We start from the raw sequence: 18,953 nt of genomic DNA, 5'->3' as shown, positions 1-18,953 counted from the left end.
TGATCGCCGCCCGCGGCTGCAGCGACGCCCAGGCGTTCGACGAACTCCTCGACGTGTCCCGCCGTCATCACCTGACCGTGATCGGTGCCGCCCGGAGTTTGGTCGACCTCGCCGCCGGACCCGCACCCCGCCGCCGGTCCGGCGCCGTCCGGTTCGACGAATGGGAACAGCTGATCACCCAACTTCCCCCACGCCGGCACGCGCACGCGAGTTGACGCGACAGGATGCACACGGTCATGCGTGAGACCGACCGGCGGAACGACACCACCGGACCCGCAGCGAGCCAACCGGGTGAGAGCGCGTCGCCGGTCGTCGACGACGCGATCGTGTGGCCCGAACCCAGCCCACTCGAGTCCTGGTGGGAGCACGTGGTCCATGACCATCCGGCCCCGCCCCCCATCGAGTCCGCACTCGGCACCGACAGGTAGCGGTCCGGCGGCCCGACCGACGCCACGATTGACGAATCCGCATCTCGTGACGCGTATCCCGTCGCAACTGTCGACCATCATCTCGGCCCGGTGCGCCTTCTGCGGCCGTGAACTTTTGTTCGGCGCGGTCAGCGCGGCGGATGGGGGTGGATGAACTCGGCATGCAGAACGGGTCGTACCCTGGAAACGGATCGACCGAATCGATTGGTCCGGCCCGTCATCAGGTGGACGGGATGCTGATCGTCGAGGACTTCGACACCGCCACCGGCATCACGTTGCCCGACGGGTCCTACGACACTGTGGCCGGGTTTGTGCTGCATCGGCTCCAACGGATCCCCGAGCTCGGGGACGGCATCGTCTTCTTCGACGAGCACATTCGGCCGAAGCTCCCTCGGGAGATCCCCACGCCGGCGGTGTTCGAGGTCCTGGGCGCCACCACCGCCACGACCCTCGTCGGGGGTGCCGCCCGCACCGCCAAACACGCTGTCGGGGTGCTGGGGGAAGCGGCTGGCGGCGTGTGGTCCTGGACGCGCAGCAAACTGGGCGAACTGACGCACAGGCCGGACAAGGCCGACGCCGGGCCCGAGGTCGAACCCGGGAGCACCGCCACCCCCGACTCGGAGGCATCGCCCGCGACGGGAGGCACCGCCGGGAAGGCGGCCGCGAAGCCGACACCGGCCGCACCCGCACAGTCGACGCCACCGGGGGTGCCGCCCGCAAGGGGAGGCGCCACCGGTAAGGCGCAGGCGAAGGCCAAGTCGGCGCCGTCCACCGCCGATGCCGGCGGTACTTCCGCGTAGCGTGCACCCCGCTCACCGCGCCGGGCGCACACAACCACTGTGTGGGATGGCCCCGGCGGGGCGGGTCACCGTGCGACGGCGCGGACGGCCGCGACGAGTCCGGCCACGAGCGGGGCCGGCAGGGCGATCACGAGCAGATCCGGACCCATCAACAGCCCGATGACGATGGGGAGCACCAGGGCGACCAGGGCGACCAGGGCGGTGCAGCTCAACCACTCTCCTTTATCCCGGACAGGTTCATCCCGGACAGGCCCGAGCCGAGGCCGGAGAGCGGCGACTTGCCGGCCAGCCGGCCGAGGACGCGCAGTCCTGCCGGTTCTACCCCGGAAGAAGTCCCGCGATCCGGGGCGGATTCAGGTCTCGATCCTGACGAACCGGCCTACGTCGAGGTAGGCCGGGGCAGGTTCGCATCCGATGAAGCTTCGGTCACCGAACATCACCGCACAGCCGGCTCAGCTGCTACCGAACATGTCGCCGAACGGGATGGATTGGCCGAACAGACCACCGAACGGATTCGATCCGCCGAACATGTCGCCGAACATGTCGCCGAACATGTCGCCGAACGGGATGGCTTCGCCGAACAGACCAAAACCGAACGGGTTGAGCTCGTTCTCGTCCTGCTGTTTGTCCTCGTTCTCGTTCTCGTCCTCGTCCCAGCCTCGGGGCTGCTGCCAGTCCCGATCGACCTGCACAATCCCCGACACCGGGGCGGCCGCAGCGGGTGTTGCCACCGCGGACATCGGAACCGCAGCAAGGGCTCCGAGGACGACCATCTTCGCCAGCAGACGCGGCGGGTCATTCTTCTTCGCTTGTTTCAACACGGTCATACCTTCCGTGGCGCCGAAGAGATCAAGGTAAGGGTCCACGTCCTCAACAGGCGAAGCCGTCTTCGAAAGGGGCGAAACCGACCAAGCTCAGTCGAGCTCGAATCCTGGTCGCTTCAGCGATTCTCTTTTTCGGGTGCGCCGCCGGGAAGCGACGCCAACTCCTACTACACGCCCCAAACTCTGCTCTTTCAACTCCGAATGCGAGACAGCAGGGGCAGGCTGCGCACCGACACAAGCATGGGGGTTCCCGCGGAACGTGTCATTGCCACGGCGCGCTGAACTGCGCGGTCTCACGGTTTGTCCACTCCCGGATTTTCGCCAACTTGGGCGGGACCGAGGCCCTGTGGGGGTTTGAAGCCTCGGATTCTCAGTGGTTCGGCTCCCTCCGAAGAACACGGGAAGTGAGATGACGGACGACACCGGCGGGACTCTGGTCGTGGTGATGGCTGCGGTGGGTGTGTACTCGCTCTTCGGAGTCATCGGGTATCCGATCATTCGAAAGATTCGACAGGAAGTGGAGGGAAGGTGGGGAGGAAAGGAGGTTCCCCGCGGCCGAGAGGCGCCGCGGTCGCCGTCCTCGTCCGGCGGCAACGCCGGTGACGTAACTCCACGCTGTCCACATCCTGCGTCGGGCGAAGTTCCTGGGCGACGAGGGGATGTCGAGCACGACATCCGTTGTCGCACAGGCCCGTCCGACACGCGCGCCGTGCGGGTGCCGAGCGGTGCGGCACCGGAGCGGGTAGATTTTCTTCCCGTGACCACCACCCGCGCCGAAAGGACTGTCCGGGCGCAGCGGACGGCGGGCCTGGTCGGTCACCATTACCGGGTCAGCGACTTCTACGAGGTCGGCCGCGAGAAGATCCGCGAGTTCGCCCGATCCGTGCACGACCCGCATCCGGCGCACCGCGACGAGGACGCCGCCGCGGGCCTCGGGTACGACGGGCTGATCGCCCCGCTCACCTTCGGGTCCCTCGTCGCGATGGTCGCCCAGCAGCACCTGTTCGACGAGATCGTCACCGGTTACGACCCCAGCGAGGTCCTGCACACCGATCAACGCCTGCGGTTCCACCGGCCCATCGAGGTCGGCGACCGGCTGATCTGCGACGTCGTCCTGGACTCGTTCCGCCAGGCCGCCGGCAGCGACATCCTGGTGACGAAGACGATCATGCTCGACCAGCACGAGGCGCCGGTGCAGACGATGTGGACGACGCTGGTGGCCTACGGCCGGTGACCCGGGACCGCCCGGCCCGGGGGTGAAACACCGCAGGGCCGCGCAGACGGTCGGGCCACGGCACCCTCGGTGCACCGCAGCACGGCCCGTGCGCACTACGAACGGTTCGATCGAGCACCAGTCCCGCACGGGACAGATCGCCCCACGGATATGGTCCCCGTCCCCGCTAGTCGAGCCTGATGATGACCCGGGAGCCGGCGGCCAGCTGGGTGGCGTACGTCGTCAACGCGGGATCGGTGATCGCCGCATCGGTGGCATCCTCCCACGCCAGGGCCACACGGCGTTTCGTCTCTTCGACCGACATGCCCGTGCATTCGCGCTGTAGCCGATCCATCACTCGTTGCAGCGTTTGTTCCACTGTGGCTTTCGCGACCCGCTCGAACTCGCGCTCGTCGAAGTCTGACACCCTGCGGTCTCCTCGAGTGAGGCCGAGTGCGCACTGCCGTCTCGGTGCCTCGTGGCCATGATCGCAGACCCTGGATGGGTGGCTATAGAGGCGATGGGCCTCACTCTGGTCTGTCGTCCTCGCTGCCGGCTCGGGGCGTGCTGGCGGGCCGGGCTCGTCCGGGACCTGTGCGCGGCGGTGGGTGTTCGCGCGCCGCAGTTCGCCGGCCGCGACGGCCGCGGTGGTGAGGTAGGCGCCGAGGACGCTGATCAGGGCGACGACGAGGGTGAGAACAATGAGGATGGTCACCAATGAGGGCCTCCGACGGTGGGGGATGAACGGGCTGCATCGTCGCGGGGTGGGCTCGCAAGCCGAACTCGAACGGGCGGCCGGAAAGCGGTCCGAACGCTTTGACGCCGGCCGCCGGCGCCCTGCACGATGTCGCGGTGACCGCACCGGCGCCGTCCGACCCCGCGCGGCGCCCACCCGGAGCCTGCCGCCCCTGAGCAGGAGATGACCGGATGACCACACCGGACCGCGACACCGCCCAGGCCCGCGTCTTCCTCGACCAGCTGCGCGCGGAGATCGAGATCCTCTCGGAGCGCATCGAGGACGCCCAGGCCCGCGCCCAGCAGGCGCGGGCAGTCGATCGCAGTCTGGCCGCACGATTCCGGGCGGAGGCAGAGGCGGAGGCGGCGGCGCTGCGCCAGCAACGGCGCGAGGCGCAGCAGCTCGTGGACGGGCTCGTGGTCCGGTGTTCCCCGCGGTGCGCAGCGTCGACGACATCTCGCAGGGCTGACCGCCCCGCAGAATCGGAAACCAGGTGCGGGGGGTGGTGCGTCTGCCACCGGCTCGTCCACCGCCCAACGCCGATCGGAGCATCGCGATGACGATCGGCGACCTGCAACAGGGCCTCATGTGTCCTGCCGGATCGCTAGTGTGCAGGCGTGAGGGAACCGGTGCTGGATCGGCGCGTCGACGTTGCGCAGCTGTGGCGTCTGGCCGGTGACGCGGCCCGGAGGGGCGAGAAGTGGGGGCAGCGCAAGAAGTCGGTGAGCGACGCCATGGCGATCTACTATGACCAGCTTCCACGTGACAGACGCGGCGGGAAGCGGTGGGTGGCCGAGGTCGTTGATCTCTTGGGATTCTTCGACCTGTCGGCGGATTGGCGTGCAGTGGAGAAGGGCCTGCAGTTGCTCGACCAAGCTGACGGTGACGTCACCGGTGTCGGTGCTGAGCTGCAGCGGCTGGGGATCGTGCCGGCTTCCTCGACGAAGAACTCTCTCTTCAAGAGCGCCTAGCGTCTGTCAGGCCAGGAACGCCGAACCGCGCCCGGTGCAACGCGGTCAGAGCGAATCGACAACCGGGACGCGGGCACGCACAACCCGGCGCTGATCGAGGCGCACCGGGCAGCCCGCGGGTGAGGAGGCTAGTGCGCCTTGGCCGTTCCCTTCCTGCGTGCGGCAGTGTCCGGTGGTGCTTCCGGTGCGGATTCGTCGCGGGACGCCTCCGCCGAGTCACTGGGCGTCGTGATCCGTGGTCTGCGCAGTCTGTGCGGCTTCGGCTGGTGTTCTTCTTGGGCCGCCTGAGACGAACGCCCGTCCTCGTCTTGTCCGTGGTCCACTGCCTCGTCGACGGTGGAGTCCTCGGAGTCCGGCGGGTGGGCGTGCCCGCGACGGCCGACCCTCTTCTTCACCCCGGCGACCAGGTGCCCGCCGCCGGCCACGACGTGCGCGCCGCGCGACCGGAGGCGGTCGCGGAACGAACCGACGTGCTCGCTGGTGGCCTCGGCCGTGGCGGCTGCCGTGTCGAGGAGCTCGTCCCGAACCGAATCGCCGAGTTTCCCGATCTCCGGAGACGCGGCGAGGAACTCTGAGCCCTGTGCGAGCAGATCCTCGGGCCCCTTGGGGGACCGCCCGCCCGCTCCAGCGATCTTCACGGCCAGCTTCAACTGGTGTGTGCGCCCCAGTAGGTATCCGGCGCCGACCGCTGCGGCAACCTCAACTTTGGTTTTGGTTTTCATTATTTTCATGATCGAACCCACTTGCTGTGTGTCGTCGCCACGCACCGCGTCGGGCGTCGGGAGCGTGTGGAACATGGCGCGTCGGTGCGCGCGAGGCGTATACCGCGACTACCCCGTGTGCCCGGTCCCCAATCGCGCGCCGGCGGCGCTCCGGTGCGCTGCCCGAACGTCTGGCGGACTTGTCCTGTTGACTACGCGAAGCCGCTCACACCGGCGGGATCCCGGCCAGACGGCGCACCGCCGCGAGGCCCGCGGGCGTTCCTGGCCAGTGCTCGTCGAGTGCCGCCGGTCCCGCGCGGCGGGCCACCGACCGCAGTGCGAGCGCGACGATCACTGCATCGTCGGCATAGCCGAGGATGGGGATGAATTCCGGGACCAGATCGATCGGCAGCAACAGGTAGCCCAGCACCAACACCAGGCGGACCTGCACGCCTCGGGGCAGGGTCGAGTCGCCGGCCAACCGGCGGATCAACCGCACCACGTCCGGGAGCAGCCGCAGCGCTTCGCGGATGCTCGCCTCGTCCGGCTTGGCCGCCCACAGCACACCCAACAGGATCAGCCGGTAGCCCAGGGCCCTTGCGATCCGACCGTCGACCGAGGACGCGTTCCGATCAGGCGGGAGGCGGACCACATGGAGTGAACGTGATAGGGACGTTCGTGACTGGTGAACGTCCTATTGTTGGGTGTTTGGGGTCCTCGAACCTCGGATCGGTGGTGCTCGGATGACAGCGGAACTGTCGTGTGAGTCGTGCGGCGCCGAACTGCCGCCGAACTCGAAATTCTGCAACGAGTGCGGTGCGGCAGTTGCGACTGCCACGGCGCCTGCGGAGTACAAGCAGGTGACGGTGCTGTTCGCCGATGTGGTGCGGTCGATGGGCATCGCCGCCGCGGTGGATATGGAGCGGTTGCGCGAGATCATGACCGATCTGGTGGAGCACTCGGCGGCGGTGGTGCGCCGCTACGGCGGGACTGTGGAGTTCACCGGGGACGGCGTGATGGCCATCTTCGGCGCCCCGGTGGCGTTGGAGGATCACGCCTTTCGGGCGTGCCTTGCGGCGCTGGCCATCCAGGAGGAGGCGAACCGGTTGGCCTCGGAGGTGCTGCGCCGCGATGCGGTGGATCTGCGGCTGAGGGTAGGGCTGAACTCCGGTCAAGTGATCGCCGGCGAGATCGGCTCGGGCGCGTTGGGGTATGCGGCGATAGGTGAGCAGGTGGGGATGGGGCAGCGCATGGAATCGGTGGCGCCGCCGGGCGGGGTGATGCTCTCGGAGTCGACCGCGCGGCTGGTCGAGCATGCCGCGGTGCTGGCAGACACCGAGCTGATGTCGATCAAGGGCAGGAACGAACCAGTGCCGGTGCGCCGGCTGGTGGGGATCGGCCCGCGGCGGGCCCTGGTCGGGCGCACGGAGGCTGGCCTGGTCGGTCGGCGCTGGGAGATGGCGGCGGTCGAGGAGATCGTGGACCGCGCCATCGGTGGCCGTGGTGGTGTGGTGAATGTGGTGGGAGCGCCGGGCATCGGCAAGTCGCGGATGGCGCGGGAGGCGACGGCGGCCGCGGCCGCTCGGGGGGTCGAGGTGGTGTGGACGTTCTGCGAATCCCACGCCCGTGACATCCCGTTCCATGCGGTGACCGCGCTGCTGCGCGAAGGCCTCGGCGTTGCCGACCTGGCCGCGGACGCGGCCCGCGCGCGGGTGCGGGAACGAGTGCCCGACGCCGACGCGGAGGATCTGCTGCTGCTCGATGATCTACTCGGCATCGCCGACCCCGAGGTGACGCTGCCCCAGCTCGACCCGGACGCGCGGCGGCGGCGGGTGATCGCGCTGATCAACGCCGTGTCGCTGGCCCGCACCGAACCGGCGCTCTTCGTCGTCGAGGATGCCCAGTGGATCGACGAGGTCAGCGAATCCCTGCTGGCCGACCTGCTCGAAGTCATCCAGCACACCCCGTCGGTGGTACTGATCACCGCCCGCCCCGAGTACCGCGGGGCGTTGACGCGGATTCCCGGCGCGCAGACGCTAGCGCTTGCCCCGCTGAGTGATTCGGACACCATGGCACTACTGGACGAGCTCCTGGGGGTCGACGGCTCGGTCGCGCCGGTGGGGGCCCTCATCGCCGAGCGAGCCGCCGGGAACCCGTTTTTCGCCGAGGAGATGGTGCGCGAGTTGGCTCAGCGTGGTGTGCTGGTCGGCCGGCGCGGCCGCTATGTCTGTGGCGCCGATGTCGCCGGCGTCTCCGTGCCGGCCACGGTGCAGGCCGCGATCGAGGCGCGTATCGACCGGCTGAGCGGCCAGGCGAAGCAGACGATCAACGCCGCGTCGGTGATCGGCGCCCGCTTCGACGCCGAGTTGCTGGCCGCGCTGGGCATCGATGCGCTGCTCGACGAACTGCTGGGCGCGGAGCTGATCGACCGGGTGCACGTCAACCCCGGCACCGAATACGCCTTCCACCACCCGCTGATCCGCGCGGTCGCCTACGAATCACAGCTGAAGTCCGACCGCGCCCGATGGCACCGGCGCCTGGCCAGCGCGATCGAGTCGGGCAACCCGGACTCGACCGACCAGAACGCCGCGCTGATCGCCGAGCACCTCGACGCGGCCGGTGAGCTGCACGCCGCCTACGGCTGGCACATGCGCGCCGCCGCGTGGGCGGCGGATCGCGATGTCGGCGCCGCCCGGCTCAGTTGGGAACGAGCCCGGAAGATCGCCGACGCGCTGCCCGACGACGACCCCGCCCGATTGTCGATGCGCATCGCCCCCCGCACGATGCTGTGTGCCACCCGCGCTCTGGCCCGCCGAGTTCAGGAGCCCAGCGACCGCTTCACCGAGCTTCGAGAGCTGTGCACCGCGGCCGGGGACAAGCGCTCGCTGGCCATCGGCATGACCGGGCCGGCAACCGAACTGTTCTACGCCGGGCGTGCGCGGGAGGCCGCGCGGCTGATATCCGAACAACTGGCGTTGCTCGAGTCGATCGGCGATCCCGCCCTGACCGTGGGGTTGGGGTTCGGCGCGTTCGCCAGCTGGTACGAGATCGGTGAATTCGGTGAGATCCTGCGGTGGTCGCACACCGTCATCGACCTGGCCGCCGGTGATCCGGACATGGGCGCAGGCTTCGGCTTCGGATCACCGCTCGCGATCGCGGTGGCATGGCGCGGCACTGCGCGGTGGTGGCTGGGTCGTCCCGGATGGCGCCGAGATTTCCACGACGCCGTCGCGATGGCCCGGCGCAGCACCACGATGAACCTGTGCGGTGTCGTCCTCTGGACCTACGGATTCGCGGTGCAGTACGGGGTGCTGCGGGCCGATGACTCCGTGCTGCGCGTGATCGAAGAGGCGGTGCAGACCGCCGAGAGGGCGGGCGACGACATCGCACTGAGCCTGGTCGAGTACACGTTGGCCGTCGGGCTGCTGAATCGGGACGCCGCGGCCGACCGTCACCGCGGGCTGGAGCTGATGATGCAGGCCCGTGACATATGGCTGCGCACGCGGGTTCTCGGTCAGATGTTCCCGATCGTCGAGGTCTATGCTGCCGGCGAGAGGGCCAGGGGCGGTGACCGCGATGCTGCGATACCGGTGATGCGCCAGGCCGTGAACGAGCAGTACGAGGCAGGAAGGCTCGCGTTCGGCCTCCTCGGCACCGGCGTTCTGGTGGAGACGCTGCTCGAGCGCGGCACCGAGGGCGACCTGGCCGAAGCCCAAGCGGCGATCGACCGGTCGGCGAACCTACCGGAAGCAGAAGGCTGGGCGATCGGTGAGGTCATCCTGCTACGGCTGCGCGCACTGCTGGCGCGGGCGCAGGGCGACGACTCCTATCACGACCTGGTCGGACGGTATCGCGCGACCGCGGAATCGCTCGGCTTCGAAGGACACCTCGCCTGGGCCAAGGCGATGTAGGCCCACTCAGCCGGTCCGCAGGACCTCGACCGTCTCCACACGTCGCGAATGGATCACCGGATACACCGCGGCCGCAAAAACGAGCAGCGTCGCGACCACCACTCCGGTTCGCAGCGGCAGCCACAGCAGACCCCAGTCGATCGTGGTGCCGTAGTACACAGGTGAGCCCAGCGACCACAGATACGTCAGGCCCACTCCGCCGAGCCCACCGAGAGCGGCGACCAGTAATGCAAGCAGCGCTGCGTGACCGATGACGACGCCCTGCTCTTGCCGGGGTATGACACCGACTGCCCGCAGCACGGCCCGCTCGCGCCTGCGCTGCACGAGTCCCAGCACGAACACATTCAGCACACTCACGCCGGCGGTCGCCATCACCACGTACCCGGCGATCGTGAACGGCTGCAGGAAGCGGGTGATTCCCTGTGATGCGACGGCGCGCCATTGTTCGTTGTCGTACACCGACAGTTCGGCTCCGAGGCCGCGATAATCGTCACGGTGGGCCGTCGCATCGGCGGCGGTGGGATATTCCACCGCGACCTGGTCGCGGGCGGCTGCCCAGTCGGAGCGGGCCAAGCCCTCCGACACCAGGACGATGTCGCCCACCGCGGTGTCATCGACGATCCGTGGCCGAAAGATTCCGGCCACCGGGTACCGCTTCGGCCCGTGCACGGTGGGCAGTTCGACCGTTCCGCCCGCGGCAACTCCGAGTCGGCTGGCGGCAACCTCGCTCAGGCCGAGTCGGCCGTCCCGCAAGCCCTGCCACAACTCGTCGGGGACACCGGTCGGCTGATACAGCGCTTGGCTGTACCAATCACCTGGCGTAACTCCTATTACGAGACGCGACGCCGCCCCTGACGAGATCGTCGATCGCCAGCGTGAACTCACGCTCCGCCCGTCGGCCGCGCCGGTCACCAACCGGAGTGTCGAGTCGGCGAGCTGGCTGTCCCGCTGATCGAGTACCGATTGGGCGGAAATCAGCAAGGCGGCGGGCATGCGCTCGGCCTTCTGCTCGGCGATCTGCCTGGCGCCGAGCAGTTGCATGCTCTGGGAGCCGATGGCCAAGCTGGTGCCAACCGCGAGTATTGCGGCGGACATTGCGAACAGAAGCGGGTAGCGCCGAACATCGGCACGCAGCAGACGCCCGATATCGGGACGGGCAACGGTGAGCAAGTCGATCAGCTTCCCGGCGCCCCGCGGGGCGATCCACACCGTCAGCAACGCGACTCCGTACAGTCCCACCGCCATGGCGTCGATTCCGAGGTTCAGTGGCAGTGGCCCGCGCTCGAAGATCTTCATCACGACGACGGCGCCCGCGATCAGCCCCGCGCCGGCGAAGAGTGGCCACATCGGAATCGTTCTGGTGCGCTGCACTCCGCCGGCGCTCGCCATCGACGCCAGCGGTCCGGCGCGGACCAGCCTGACGGCCGGCCCGATCATCGCGAGGATGCCGCAGACGAGTCCCGCGGTTGCTCCGATCACGATCAGGCTCGGCGTGAAGTGTGTGGTGATGGTGCCTCCGGAGCCCGCCAGCATGGATTTCCCGGATCGGTCCACGAGATAGGTCCCGAGCAGGAAACCGCTGGGCACTCCCGAGAGGCCCCCGAGCGCACCGACAACGGCGCCCTCGCCGAGCATCCCGGCGAACAACCCGCTAGGGGTGGCGCCGATCGCACCGATGGTCCCCATCACCGCCCGCCGGTCCTCGACGGCCAGCAGGATGGTGTTCACGGCGATGAGGAAGCCGACCAGGACACCGGCCAGCGCGGTCAGGTTGAAGCTTTGTGCGCCGTTCTCGAACACGGCCGGTTGGTGCGGCCGGGGAGGTCCCGCCGTTGCCACGCCCGCGATCACGCGGTCGACGCCGGACCTGATGTGAGCGCCGGGTACAGGTAGCACGAACGCGGCCGTGGCGTAACCGGGTGACGAGGAAAGCAAGCTCGCGGCGGTATCGCCGGAGGGGGCTAGCAGCACGTAGCCGTCGTTGATGCCCTCGACGCGGTCCACTTCCGGGAATGTCCAACCAAGGTGCGCCGAACCAGGAGGCAGGCCGGGGATGCGCAACTCCTCGCCGAGCTGCAGGCCATGCCGCTGGGCGATCACCGTCGGCATCTGCAGTGGCACGCCGGGGCCGGCTGCCGGTTTCTCCTCGCGCGCGTGCTGCTCGCAGTCGAACGGGCCGACCAGCAGTTCGATGTGGCAGGACCCGCCGATCAGAAAGAACCCGTGGGTGCCGCCGCCGACTCCCACCGGCGTCAAGCCGGCGACGATCGGGATGACCGTCTGCGCCCCGGTGACTTCGGCGCGTAGACGGTTGACCGTCTCGACCGGCAACCGGCCGCTGATGTTCGGGGTTATCTCGACCACCCCATTGTCGGCACCCTGGGACAGCGCCGGACCGAAGGCGTCGAAGGGGCGGGCCAGCTCGGATTTGAGTATCAACGTCCCGAGTACCACCGTCACCCCGAGCGCGACGCCGATGACGCTGAGCAGCGTGCGGCGCCAGTCGGCAATCAACGCGGCGAGGTGGATCCGCCGGAAAGACGGCCATCCTGCGCGCGGCCGTCGCATCACCACTCCAGGCTCGGCGCGGCCGCGTCGACTGCCTGCGCGCAGCCATCGACAAGGTGCAGCTGGCGGACGGCGTAGCGCGCCGCGGCGGCCTGGTCGTGTGTCGCCAGAACGACCGCTGCGCCGTCTTCCTCCGACAACGAGCGCAGAAGATCCAAGACTTCCGTCGACGAGTGGCTGTCCAAATTTCCGGTCGGCTCGTCGGCGAGGATGATGGACGGGCGGGCCGCCACCCTTTGCATCTGTCCTCCCGACAGTTCGGCTGGCCGGTGTCGGAGCCGGTCACCGAGCCCGACGCGGTGCAATAGCTCCTCGGCGCGCGCGTCAGCTGTTCGGGCCGGAATTCCGTCGAGTACCAACGGCAACGAAACGTTCTCGACGGCGGTCAGCATGGGCACCAAGTTGAAGAACTGAAACACGAATCCCAGGTTGCGCCGCCGGAACGCAGCGCGGGTGCTCGAGCTCATGGCCCACACGTCCTGGCCGGCTACGGCCACACTGCCGGTGTCCGGCGGGTCCAGCCCACCGGCCACGTGCAGGAGGGTCGATTTGCCGGCCCCCGATGGTCCCGTCACGGCAACGAACTCGCCTGCCGCCAACGTGAAGTCGAAGCCGACGAGCACGTTCACCTGCTCGTCGCCCCTCCGATACTTCTTGTCGACGCCCTCGAGCTGCAGTACTGGTGTCGCTGGATCACCGCGATGTCCGCGTCCAGCCGGATCGACAGCTGGTGGCTGTTGCGGATGCATGCCGCGATCTGCAGGCCGATCAGCACCGCCGGCCGCCGAGGTCATCGCAGATGATCTGACACGGAACACGGAATCAGCCCCCGATACAGGCCCTCGCTCTGTCGATCGCGGTCTGCACCGTACGGAGTGCGGTCACAGCCGGTACATTTCGCGTGCCATGGCGGCTTGCTCGTCTGCGTCGGTCCGCAGCGGTGGATAGGAACGCCGTGCGGGCCGTGCATCCTTGGATGAACTCACGAAGACTGCGCGCACGGCGCCGATCATCCTGGCGGTCGGGTTCATATGTGGGAGCGCCACAGCCGGCGGATTGGCGGGTGCGGCCACGAATTCGGACATTTTGTGCCTCCTGTCTCCCGCGTTGTGATCAATCGATCGTCACTCCTCTACGGTGGACGGAGCGCAGTAGCGAGCCACTGCAATTTCACGTGGTCTCGGCGGGGTACTACTGAGGTGGCGGCGTCGACCTCCCGCGCGGATCCCTTACCAACGGCAGGGCCCGACGCCGGCGCCGTGCACCCGCCCTCAGGGTGCGATGTTCACTTCGTCCGCGCCCTTCGGCGCGGCAGCAGGGCGGCGAGTTCATCGCGGCTGGTGGTTCCGGTCTTCGTCATGGCCCGGTAAATGTGGCTCTCGACAGTGCGCACCGAAAGGGTCAGTCGATCGGCGACTGCGCGGTTCGACAGTCCCTCACCGATCAGCATCACGATCTCTCGTTCGCGATCGGTCAGCGGCAACGACGCGGTGACCTGACGGAGCGCCGGGGTATCAGCGCCGCCACATTGTTCGGCGAGGGCATCTGCGCGCGTTGAGCATCCCAAAGCCGATCCACGTCGTTCTTGGCTGCGATACGCGAGAGCGGCTTGGGCGGCCGCATCGACAGCGGCAACTATATCGCCCATGCGCTCGAAGCCCTGTGATACCGCCTCCAATTCAGCACCATCGCCGTGTCGGAGGGCGGACGCGAACCGCGCTGCCAGACCGACACGTGGACCCTCAACGATCGACTCGAGTTCGCGCAACCGGGGTGCCCTGGTGCGGTCCCCGAACTGGGTGGCCGTCTGCAGACAGATCACTTCGGCCCCGAATTGTCCTTTGGCTGCCGCAGTTTCGGCCGCCGACAACAAGACGGTGATCGCCTCGCTGACGGCACCCTGGCACGCGGTTGCCCACGCCTGGGCCAGGCTGCGCTCGTAGTCCAGCGACCGAAAGGCACGTCGCAGCTTGTCGAGCGCGTTAAGCGCGACGAGCGCCTCGTCCGACGAACCGCGCATCGCGAGTGCAGTCGCAAGTGGGACCTGATAGCGGTACCCCCAGCCGATGGCATGGCCCGAGGCGGACAACGATACGGCTGTCGGTTCCAGCGTCGAACATGCGGCATCGAGGCGACCCGCACCGAGGGCGGCCCTCGCCGCGACCGCAGCGCCGAGTAGTTGAGCCGCCCCCGGAAGATCGGCCGCTTGCTTGCGCACCCGCTCGGCCACCTCGAGGGCGTCGCTCACCCGGCCGGACAGCAGCAGGGCGCTGACGTGTGCGTCAGCGATGTTGAATCTCATGTGCGGAGCGTCGAAAGAACGAGCCGCGACGTCGTATCCCACCTCTGCGACCGCCACGGCGTCGCCGGTGCGCCCGGCGTCGGCAAATATGGCAGCGAGCACCCAGGCGATCTCGGCGCCGACGACCGGAGGCAGGTCATCGAGCGCCAGCCTTTTCGCGGCTTGCATTGCCACGTCCGGCTGGTCCATCGCAAACCAGTACACCGTGAGGAACGCGTCGATGTAGCGGCGGGCCTGCGATGGCGTCGTGCACGACGCATCATCGATGACTTGTTTCGCGTGCGCCGGGTCGCCAAGGGTCCACAGCATGTTGCTCGCCCGCAGGAATGCGAACCTGGCATTCTCGCTGTCGGTCAACTGGCCGGTGTGAATCTCGGTGAGTACAGACTCGGCCTCCTCGCCGCGACCGAGCCAGGAAAGTGCATGCGCCCGGACAAAGATCGGTTCCGGTCCGGCCCCGGCACGAATCGCCGCCCCCGCGAGCCGATCGGCGAGGGCCAAGTCCCCCAACCAGACGGCGCCCTGGGCCGCCCTGACGAGCAGTTCAGCGTCCGCTGCGACGTCGGAGTCGAGGCTCAATGTGGCGCGGCGCACCACCACTCGTATGTCGTCGCGGTCATCGGATGCGGCGAGTTCTGCGGCGACCAGTCCGCGGAGCCGTCGTAGCCGAGTGGGTGCCGCGCGCCTGCGCCGCACCTCGGCGTAAAGCGGGTGCGCCACCCGTACCCCCATACCGCCACCGATGGGTTCGAGCGTGATGAGGCCGCGGGTGTCGGCCTCCTCGACCGCCGCTGGATCAGTGATCCGGTTCAGGGCCGCCAGTTCGATGGGCTCCCCGACAGCCAGCGCGTCAATCACGTCGCCAACCTTCGCGGGGAGGGCGCCGATCCGGGATTCGATCAGCTGGACCAGGCTCGACGGCATGTTCGGATCACCGATCCACCGCCAGCATCCGTGCTGCTGCACGATTCGGCGGTCGGCGACCTCCTGCTCGACGATGTTACGTAGATACAGAACGTTGCCACGAGTAAGCTTCCACAGCCGTCGCGTCGCATCCGGATCTACCGATCCGTCAAGGGCGGCCGACAGCAGCGTGCCGGTCTCGTCGAGCGACAGCGGCTGCAGGTCGAGGCGGTCGAACCGCCCGACCTTCCATATCTCCTGTGCCGCGGCAGGAAGGGGTTCACCGTCGAGAACGGTAAGCAACACTTTCGCCGCACCGCGGTGCACGATCTGATGCATCACGAACATCGACAAATCGTCGAGAAGCTGCACATCGTCGACGGCCACTACCACCGTGGCTCCGGAAGATGTGGCGGTCAGCGCGTCGATTACTCCCCGCAGCAACTGAACGGTGTCTGTGACGCCTGACTGCGCCCACGCCGTGACTGCGCCCAGCGGAATTGCCCGCCCCGAGGACGTGCCGACCACCAACCGGCTTTTGCATCCCTTCGACTCAGCAGCCGACAATGCTTCGCGGGCGAGCCGGCTCTTGCCCACACCGGCCACACCGTAGACGACGATCCCGGAAACATCCGACGCCTCGATTACGGCCTCGATAGTTCGCATCTGCTCCGAGCGGCCAATCAAGGGCCACGACATGCGCACCCAAGAAGCCTAAACCAGGCTCGAGGGGGTGCTGGGTACCTTTTCACCGATCGGCTGGAAGGCTTTCAACGGTTGCTCGTAGACATTCGACGGTCGCTCGAGCCGGGAGAGGTGATTGCCGTGGCCGACCCGGCCAGCACCTGTCGGCAGCACGCGCGGGACTTCGAGGAGATGGTGCTGTGCTCCGAAATCGGCTCCTCCGGTTGAGGGCGGAGGTCGAGCGGTGGCCGTCGCGAGCCGCCTGTACGTGGAATGATTGCCGGGGCAGAGCAACCCCGGTCGAGCGTCGGGGCTTCGGGTCGCGGCGGGTGACACTCGAATCCTGAGCCGAGGGCCGATACGGATTCGCGCCAGGGTGTCCGCCCACGACGGCGAGTCGGGAGCGGGGGCGCCGTGGGACGCGCACTGCTCCTGGAATCCGTTGGAGGGAGGGACTTCCAGGCCCCTTGTTCCTCTCGTGCTCGTCGGCCTCTTCGTCGAGGTCGACGCTGAACATGCGAGTGCCGACGTTGGCGCCCCAGCAGGGCGAGTATCCCGAAGATTCGGGTCGTCATGCTGGGCACCTTGGACTCCTCGGCCGAGCTCGGCGCTCTGCGGTGGTAGCGCAGGTCCCGGCCCGTATCCAGCGTCGTGAGCGGCCATCAGATCTTCACCGTCGACCGAGAGGACGTCGAACGGCAGATACGTGACCGGCACCTGCCGCCGCAGCGTTGTGGTCGGGCGCAGAGTATTCATCCGCCGTTGTAGGCGGGCGAACGACGGTCGGCCTTGGGAGAGGGCGACGATTTCACCGTCGAAGACGGTGTGGCCGCGTCCGCCGAACGCATCTGCCAGCAGCGATCGGCTACGCTGGCCACCGCCGCATAAGAATTGGTGTCCACATCTCAGGGAACCCCCCCAGGTCGGCGATGCGGCGCATGGCCAGTGCGGGCAGGTAGCCGTCGTCGTGGTTGCAGGTGCCGGCCACGGTGTGCGGCAGGGCGCCGATCGTATGGGGTTGGTCGACGACCACCAGCACCGATCCGTGGCTGGCCAGGCGGCCTGAGACCGCCTGCAGCGTTGCGTGTTCGTTCGGCAACGTGGCGCAGACCATCGGTCGGTGATCGACTGCGGCGGGGCCGAGGGACGTCGGATGGTGGGTTATGACGACGCGGCCGCGCCGTCCGCGCCCGCGGGGTTTGGGGGGTGTGGGCGCATGGTTTCGAGCATGTAGTCGAGTTCGGCGATGGTGCGGTGGGGTGGGAGGGTGAGGATCGGCATCTCGGCGCCTGCGGTGTACCAGTGCTGGAGGTGGTCGTGAGCGGTGTCGGGTGTGCCCCAGACGGTGAGCTCGTCGAGCAGAACATGGGCTGCGGCCGGGACGTCGGTGGTGTGGTGGGTCGGGTTGGCGGCGAGGACGGCCTCGACCTGGTGGTGGTATCCCCGTTCGCTCAGCGAGCGGCGGTATAGCGAGCCCATGCTGGTGAGGTAGAAGGTGATCCACCAGGACGCGATCTGGTGGGCCGTTGCCTGATCGGCCGCGACGGCGGTGGGGACGGCCGGACCCACCACGGGGCGTGTGGTGCGGCCGGATCGGGCGCCCGCCTTCTCGAGCACGTCGATTCCGCAGGGCAGCCACGACCGCGGGACCAAGAACGGCGTCCAGCCGTCCGCCAGTTCGCCGGCGAGTTGGATGGATTTGTTGCCGAGTCCGGCGAGGTGGATCGGCAGGCCGGTGCGCGCGGCGACACCCAGGCGCAGGGGCCGGTGGTCGTGGGTTGCCGTCGTGCGGACCCGCTCGCCGTCGAGCAGTCGACGGACCTGTGCGGTGACCGCGCGCAGCTTGGCCACCGGCGCGGTGAACGATTGGTCGTGCAGGCCTTCGACGAGCTGTGGACTGCTTGCACCCAAGCCGAGGACGAAACGGCCGTGTGAGACCTCATCGAGGCTGGTGGCGAGCATCGCGAGGGTGCCGGGGGTGCGGCCCCAGACGCTGAGCACACCGGTACCGAGGGTGATTCGTTCGGTCTGGGTGGCGATTTCGGTGAGCAGGACGGCGGCATCGTGGCTCCACCCTTCAGCGAGGAAGAACCCGTCATAGCCGAGATCTTCGGTGCGGCGGGCGACGTGCAGTATCACCTCGCGGCGCGTTTCGAGTGGGGTCAGGCAGATACCGAGGCCGCGCCGGGTAGCGCCGGCGCCGGAGGCGACGGTGTCGGTGGTGTGGGTACTCATGGGGGGGTTGCCGTCCGTTCTGGTGTCGATGCTCCACATGACAGCCGCGTCCGCACCGCGAGGCGGGCGCGGTCGAGGCAGCGGGTGTCGGCGAAGAGATGGAAATAGGAGTTGGCCGCCAGCAGTGTGCCTTCCAGCTCGAACGCGAGCTGCTCCGGATCGGTGTCGGTGCCCAACTCACCGGATTGCTGCGCCTCGCGTGCCGCCTGGGTGAGGGTCCCCATCCACTGACGCTGACACTCGATGACGGCGTCACGGACCGGGCCGGGCGTCTTGCCGTCGAACTCGGCCATCGCGGCGGCGAAGAAGCATCCGCCCGGAAAGACGCCCCGTTCGACATACGACAGGAACGACTCACAGAGGGCGGTGAGGCGTTGCATGCCCGGACCCGACCCGAGCGCCGGCGTGATGACCTCGCGCACGTAACGCTGCCGCGCGACCTCGATGGTGGCCAACTGGAGGTCCTGCTTCGACCCGAAGTGGGCGAACAGCCCACTCTTGCTCATCCCGGTCAGGCTCGCGAGGTTCCCGATGGTGAGCCCGTCCAGACCATCGATCGATGCGACGTCGGCGGCCGCGTCCAGCACGGTCTCCCGCGTCTTGGCCCCTGGGGTCGTGTTCCGCTTCTGTGCCACGCACTCATCCTAGTACAGCACGAACGATCGTGCTATCTTTGA

General features: G+C 68.2%; 17 protein-coding genes and 2 pseudogenes. 7 read left to right on the top strand and 12 right to left on the bottom strand.

All coding sequences use genetic code 11. The features are described from left to right. From P3H15_RS46155 to P3H15_RS46145, 3 genes and pseudogenes are all read left to right on the top strand, one after another. A pseudogene (locus tag P3H15_RS46155) lies at nt 1-215 on the top strand (antitermination regulator); the annotation flags it as partial. A gap of 21 nt (nt 216-236) precedes the next feature. Beyond that, nucleotides 237-428 carry a hypothetical protein gene (locus P3H15_RS46150; RefSeq protein WP_276143441.1) on the top strand — a complete coding sequence of 64 codons (192 nt, stop codon included), beginning with the start codon at nt 237-239 and terminating at the stop codon, nt 426-428. A gap of 233 nt (nt 429-661) precedes the next feature. Next, complete coding sequence (locus P3H15_RS46145) at nt 662-1,228, top strand: transporter associated domain-containing protein (protein WP_276143440.1); 567 nt, start codon at nt 662-664, stop codon at nt 1,226-1,228. Nucleotides 1,229-1,293: 65 nt separating this feature from the next. Here P3H15_RS46145 and P3H15_RS46140 read toward each other — a convergent pair whose 3' ends face one another. After that, nucleotides 1,294-1,440, bottom strand: a complete 147-nt coding sequence (locus P3H15_RS46140; protein WP_276143439.1) for a hypothetical protein — start codon at nt 1,438-1,440, stop codon at nt 1,294-1,296. A gap of 240 nt (nt 1,441-1,680) precedes the next feature. Then, a complete protein-coding gene (locus P3H15_RS46135) occupies nt 1,681-2,049 on the bottom strand; it encodes a hypothetical protein (protein WP_276143438.1) in 369 nt (122 codons plus the stop codon). Nucleotides 2,050-2,809: 760 nt separating this feature from the next. Here P3H15_RS46135 and hadA point away from each other — a divergent pair. Beyond that, nucleotides 2,810-3,286, top strand: a complete 477-nt coding sequence (gene hadA / locus P3H15_RS46130; RefSeq protein ID WP_276143437.1) for a (3R)-hydroxyacyl-ACP dehydratase subunit HadA — start codon at nt 2,810-2,812, stop codon at nt 3,284-3,286. Between the two features lie 166 nt (nt 3,287-3,452). Here the strand turns inward: hadA and P3H15_RS46125 are convergent, their stop codons facing one another. Next, complete coding sequence (locus P3H15_RS46125; protein ID WP_276143436.1) at nt 3,453-3,980, bottom strand: hypothetical protein; 528 nt, start codon at nt 3,978-3,980, stop codon at nt 3,453-3,455. 212 nt (nt 3,981-4,192) lie between these two features. Here P3H15_RS46125 and P3H15_RS46120 point away from each other — a divergent pair, with 212 nt between their 5' ends. Further along, nucleotides 4,193-4,561, top strand: a complete 369-nt coding sequence (locus P3H15_RS46120) for a hypothetical protein (protein ID WP_276143435.1) — start codon at nt 4,193-4,195, stop codon at nt 4,559-4,561. 57 nt (nt 4,562-4,618) lie between these two features. Continuing rightward, nucleotides 4,619-4,972 (top strand): hypothetical protein, encoded by a 354-nt coding sequence (locus tag P3H15_RS46115; protein ID WP_276143434.1) that lies wholly within the window; start codon nt 4,619-4,621, stop codon nt 4,970-4,972. Between the two features lie 128 nt (nt 4,973-5,100). On the opposite strand, the gene P3H15_RS46110 is transcribed toward P3H15_RS46115, so the two are convergent. Both P3H15_RS46110 and P3H15_RS46105 read right to left on the bottom strand, forming a co-directional pair. Next, nucleotides 5,101-5,694: a hypothetical protein gene (locus P3H15_RS46110; RefSeq protein ID WP_276143433.1), complete on the bottom strand. Its 594-nt coding sequence runs from the start codon at nt 5,692-5,694 to the stop codon at nt 5,101-5,103. A gap of 205 nt (nt 5,695-5,899) precedes the next feature. Beyond that, nucleotides 5,900-6,277 (bottom strand): YkvA family protein, encoded by a 378-nt coding sequence (locus P3H15_RS46105; protein WP_276143444.1) that lies wholly within the window; start codon nt 6,275-6,277, stop codon nt 5,900-5,902. Between the two features lie 139 nt (nt 6,278-6,416). On the opposite strand from P3H15_RS46105, the gene P3H15_RS46100 reads away from it, so the two are divergent. After that, nucleotides 6,417-9,584: an AAA family ATPase gene (locus tag P3H15_RS46100; protein WP_276143432.1), complete on the top strand. Its 3,168-nt coding sequence runs from the start codon at nt 6,417-6,419 to the stop codon at nt 9,582-9,584. A 6-nt stretch (nt 9,585-9,590) separates the two neighbouring features. Here the strand turns inward: P3H15_RS46100 and P3H15_RS46095 are convergent, their stop codons facing one another. The 7 genes and pseudogenes from P3H15_RS46095 to P3H15_RS46065 form a co-directional block, all read right to left on the bottom strand. Further along, on the bottom strand, nt 9,591-12,152 hold the full coding sequence (locus P3H15_RS46095; protein ID WP_276143431.1) for an ABC transporter permease: 2,562 nt from the start codon (nt 12,150-12,152) through the stop codon (nt 9,591-9,593). Further along, nucleotides 12,152-12,901, bottom strand: a complete 750-nt coding sequence (locus tag P3H15_RS46090; protein ID WP_276143430.1) for an ABC transporter ATP-binding protein — start codon at nt 12,899-12,901, stop codon at nt 12,152-12,154. The genes P3H15_RS46095 and P3H15_RS46090 overlap by 1 nt, the downstream gene beginning before the upstream one ends. A 132-nt stretch (nt 12,902-13,033) precedes the next feature. Beyond that, nucleotides 13,034-13,237 carry a hypothetical protein gene (locus P3H15_RS46085; protein WP_276143429.1) on the bottom strand — a complete coding sequence of 68 codons (204 nt, stop codon included), beginning with the start codon at nt 13,235-13,237 and terminating at the stop codon, nt 13,034-13,036. A gap of 200 nt (nt 13,238-13,437) precedes the next feature. Beyond that, on the bottom strand, nt 13,438-16,056 hold the full coding sequence (locus P3H15_RS46080) for a LuxR family transcriptional regulator (RefSeq protein WP_346348860.1): 2,619 nt from the start codon (nt 16,054-16,056) through the stop codon (nt 13,438-13,440). Between the two features lie 904 nt (nt 16,057-16,960). Beyond that, nucleotides 16,961-17,119: pseudogene (locus P3H15_RS46075) on the bottom strand (IS110 family transposase); the annotation flags it as partial. 83 nt (nt 17,120-17,202) lie between these two features. Further along, a complete protein-coding gene (locus P3H15_RS46070; protein WP_276143427.1) occupies nt 17,203-18,276 on the bottom strand; it encodes an LLM class flavin-dependent oxidoreductase in 1,074 nt (357 codons plus the stop codon). Next, nucleotides 18,273-18,911: a TetR/AcrR family transcriptional regulator gene (locus P3H15_RS46065; RefSeq protein ID WP_276143426.1), complete on the bottom strand. Its 639-nt coding sequence runs from the start codon at nt 18,909-18,911 to the stop codon at nt 18,273-18,275. The genes P3H15_RS46070 and P3H15_RS46065 overlap by 4 nt, the downstream gene beginning before the upstream one ends. Nucleotides 18,912-18,953: the final 42 nt, after the last annotated feature.

Source organism: Rhodococcus sp. T2V (assembly GCF_029269925.1).
Taxonomy (GTDB): Bacteria; Actinomycetota; Actinomycetes; order Mycobacteriales; family Mycobacteriaceae; genus Rhodococcus_F; species Rhodococcus_F koreensis.
The sequence above is the reverse complement of the archived record's forward strand: the minus strand, read 5'-3'. Positions and strand labels throughout refer to the sequence as shown.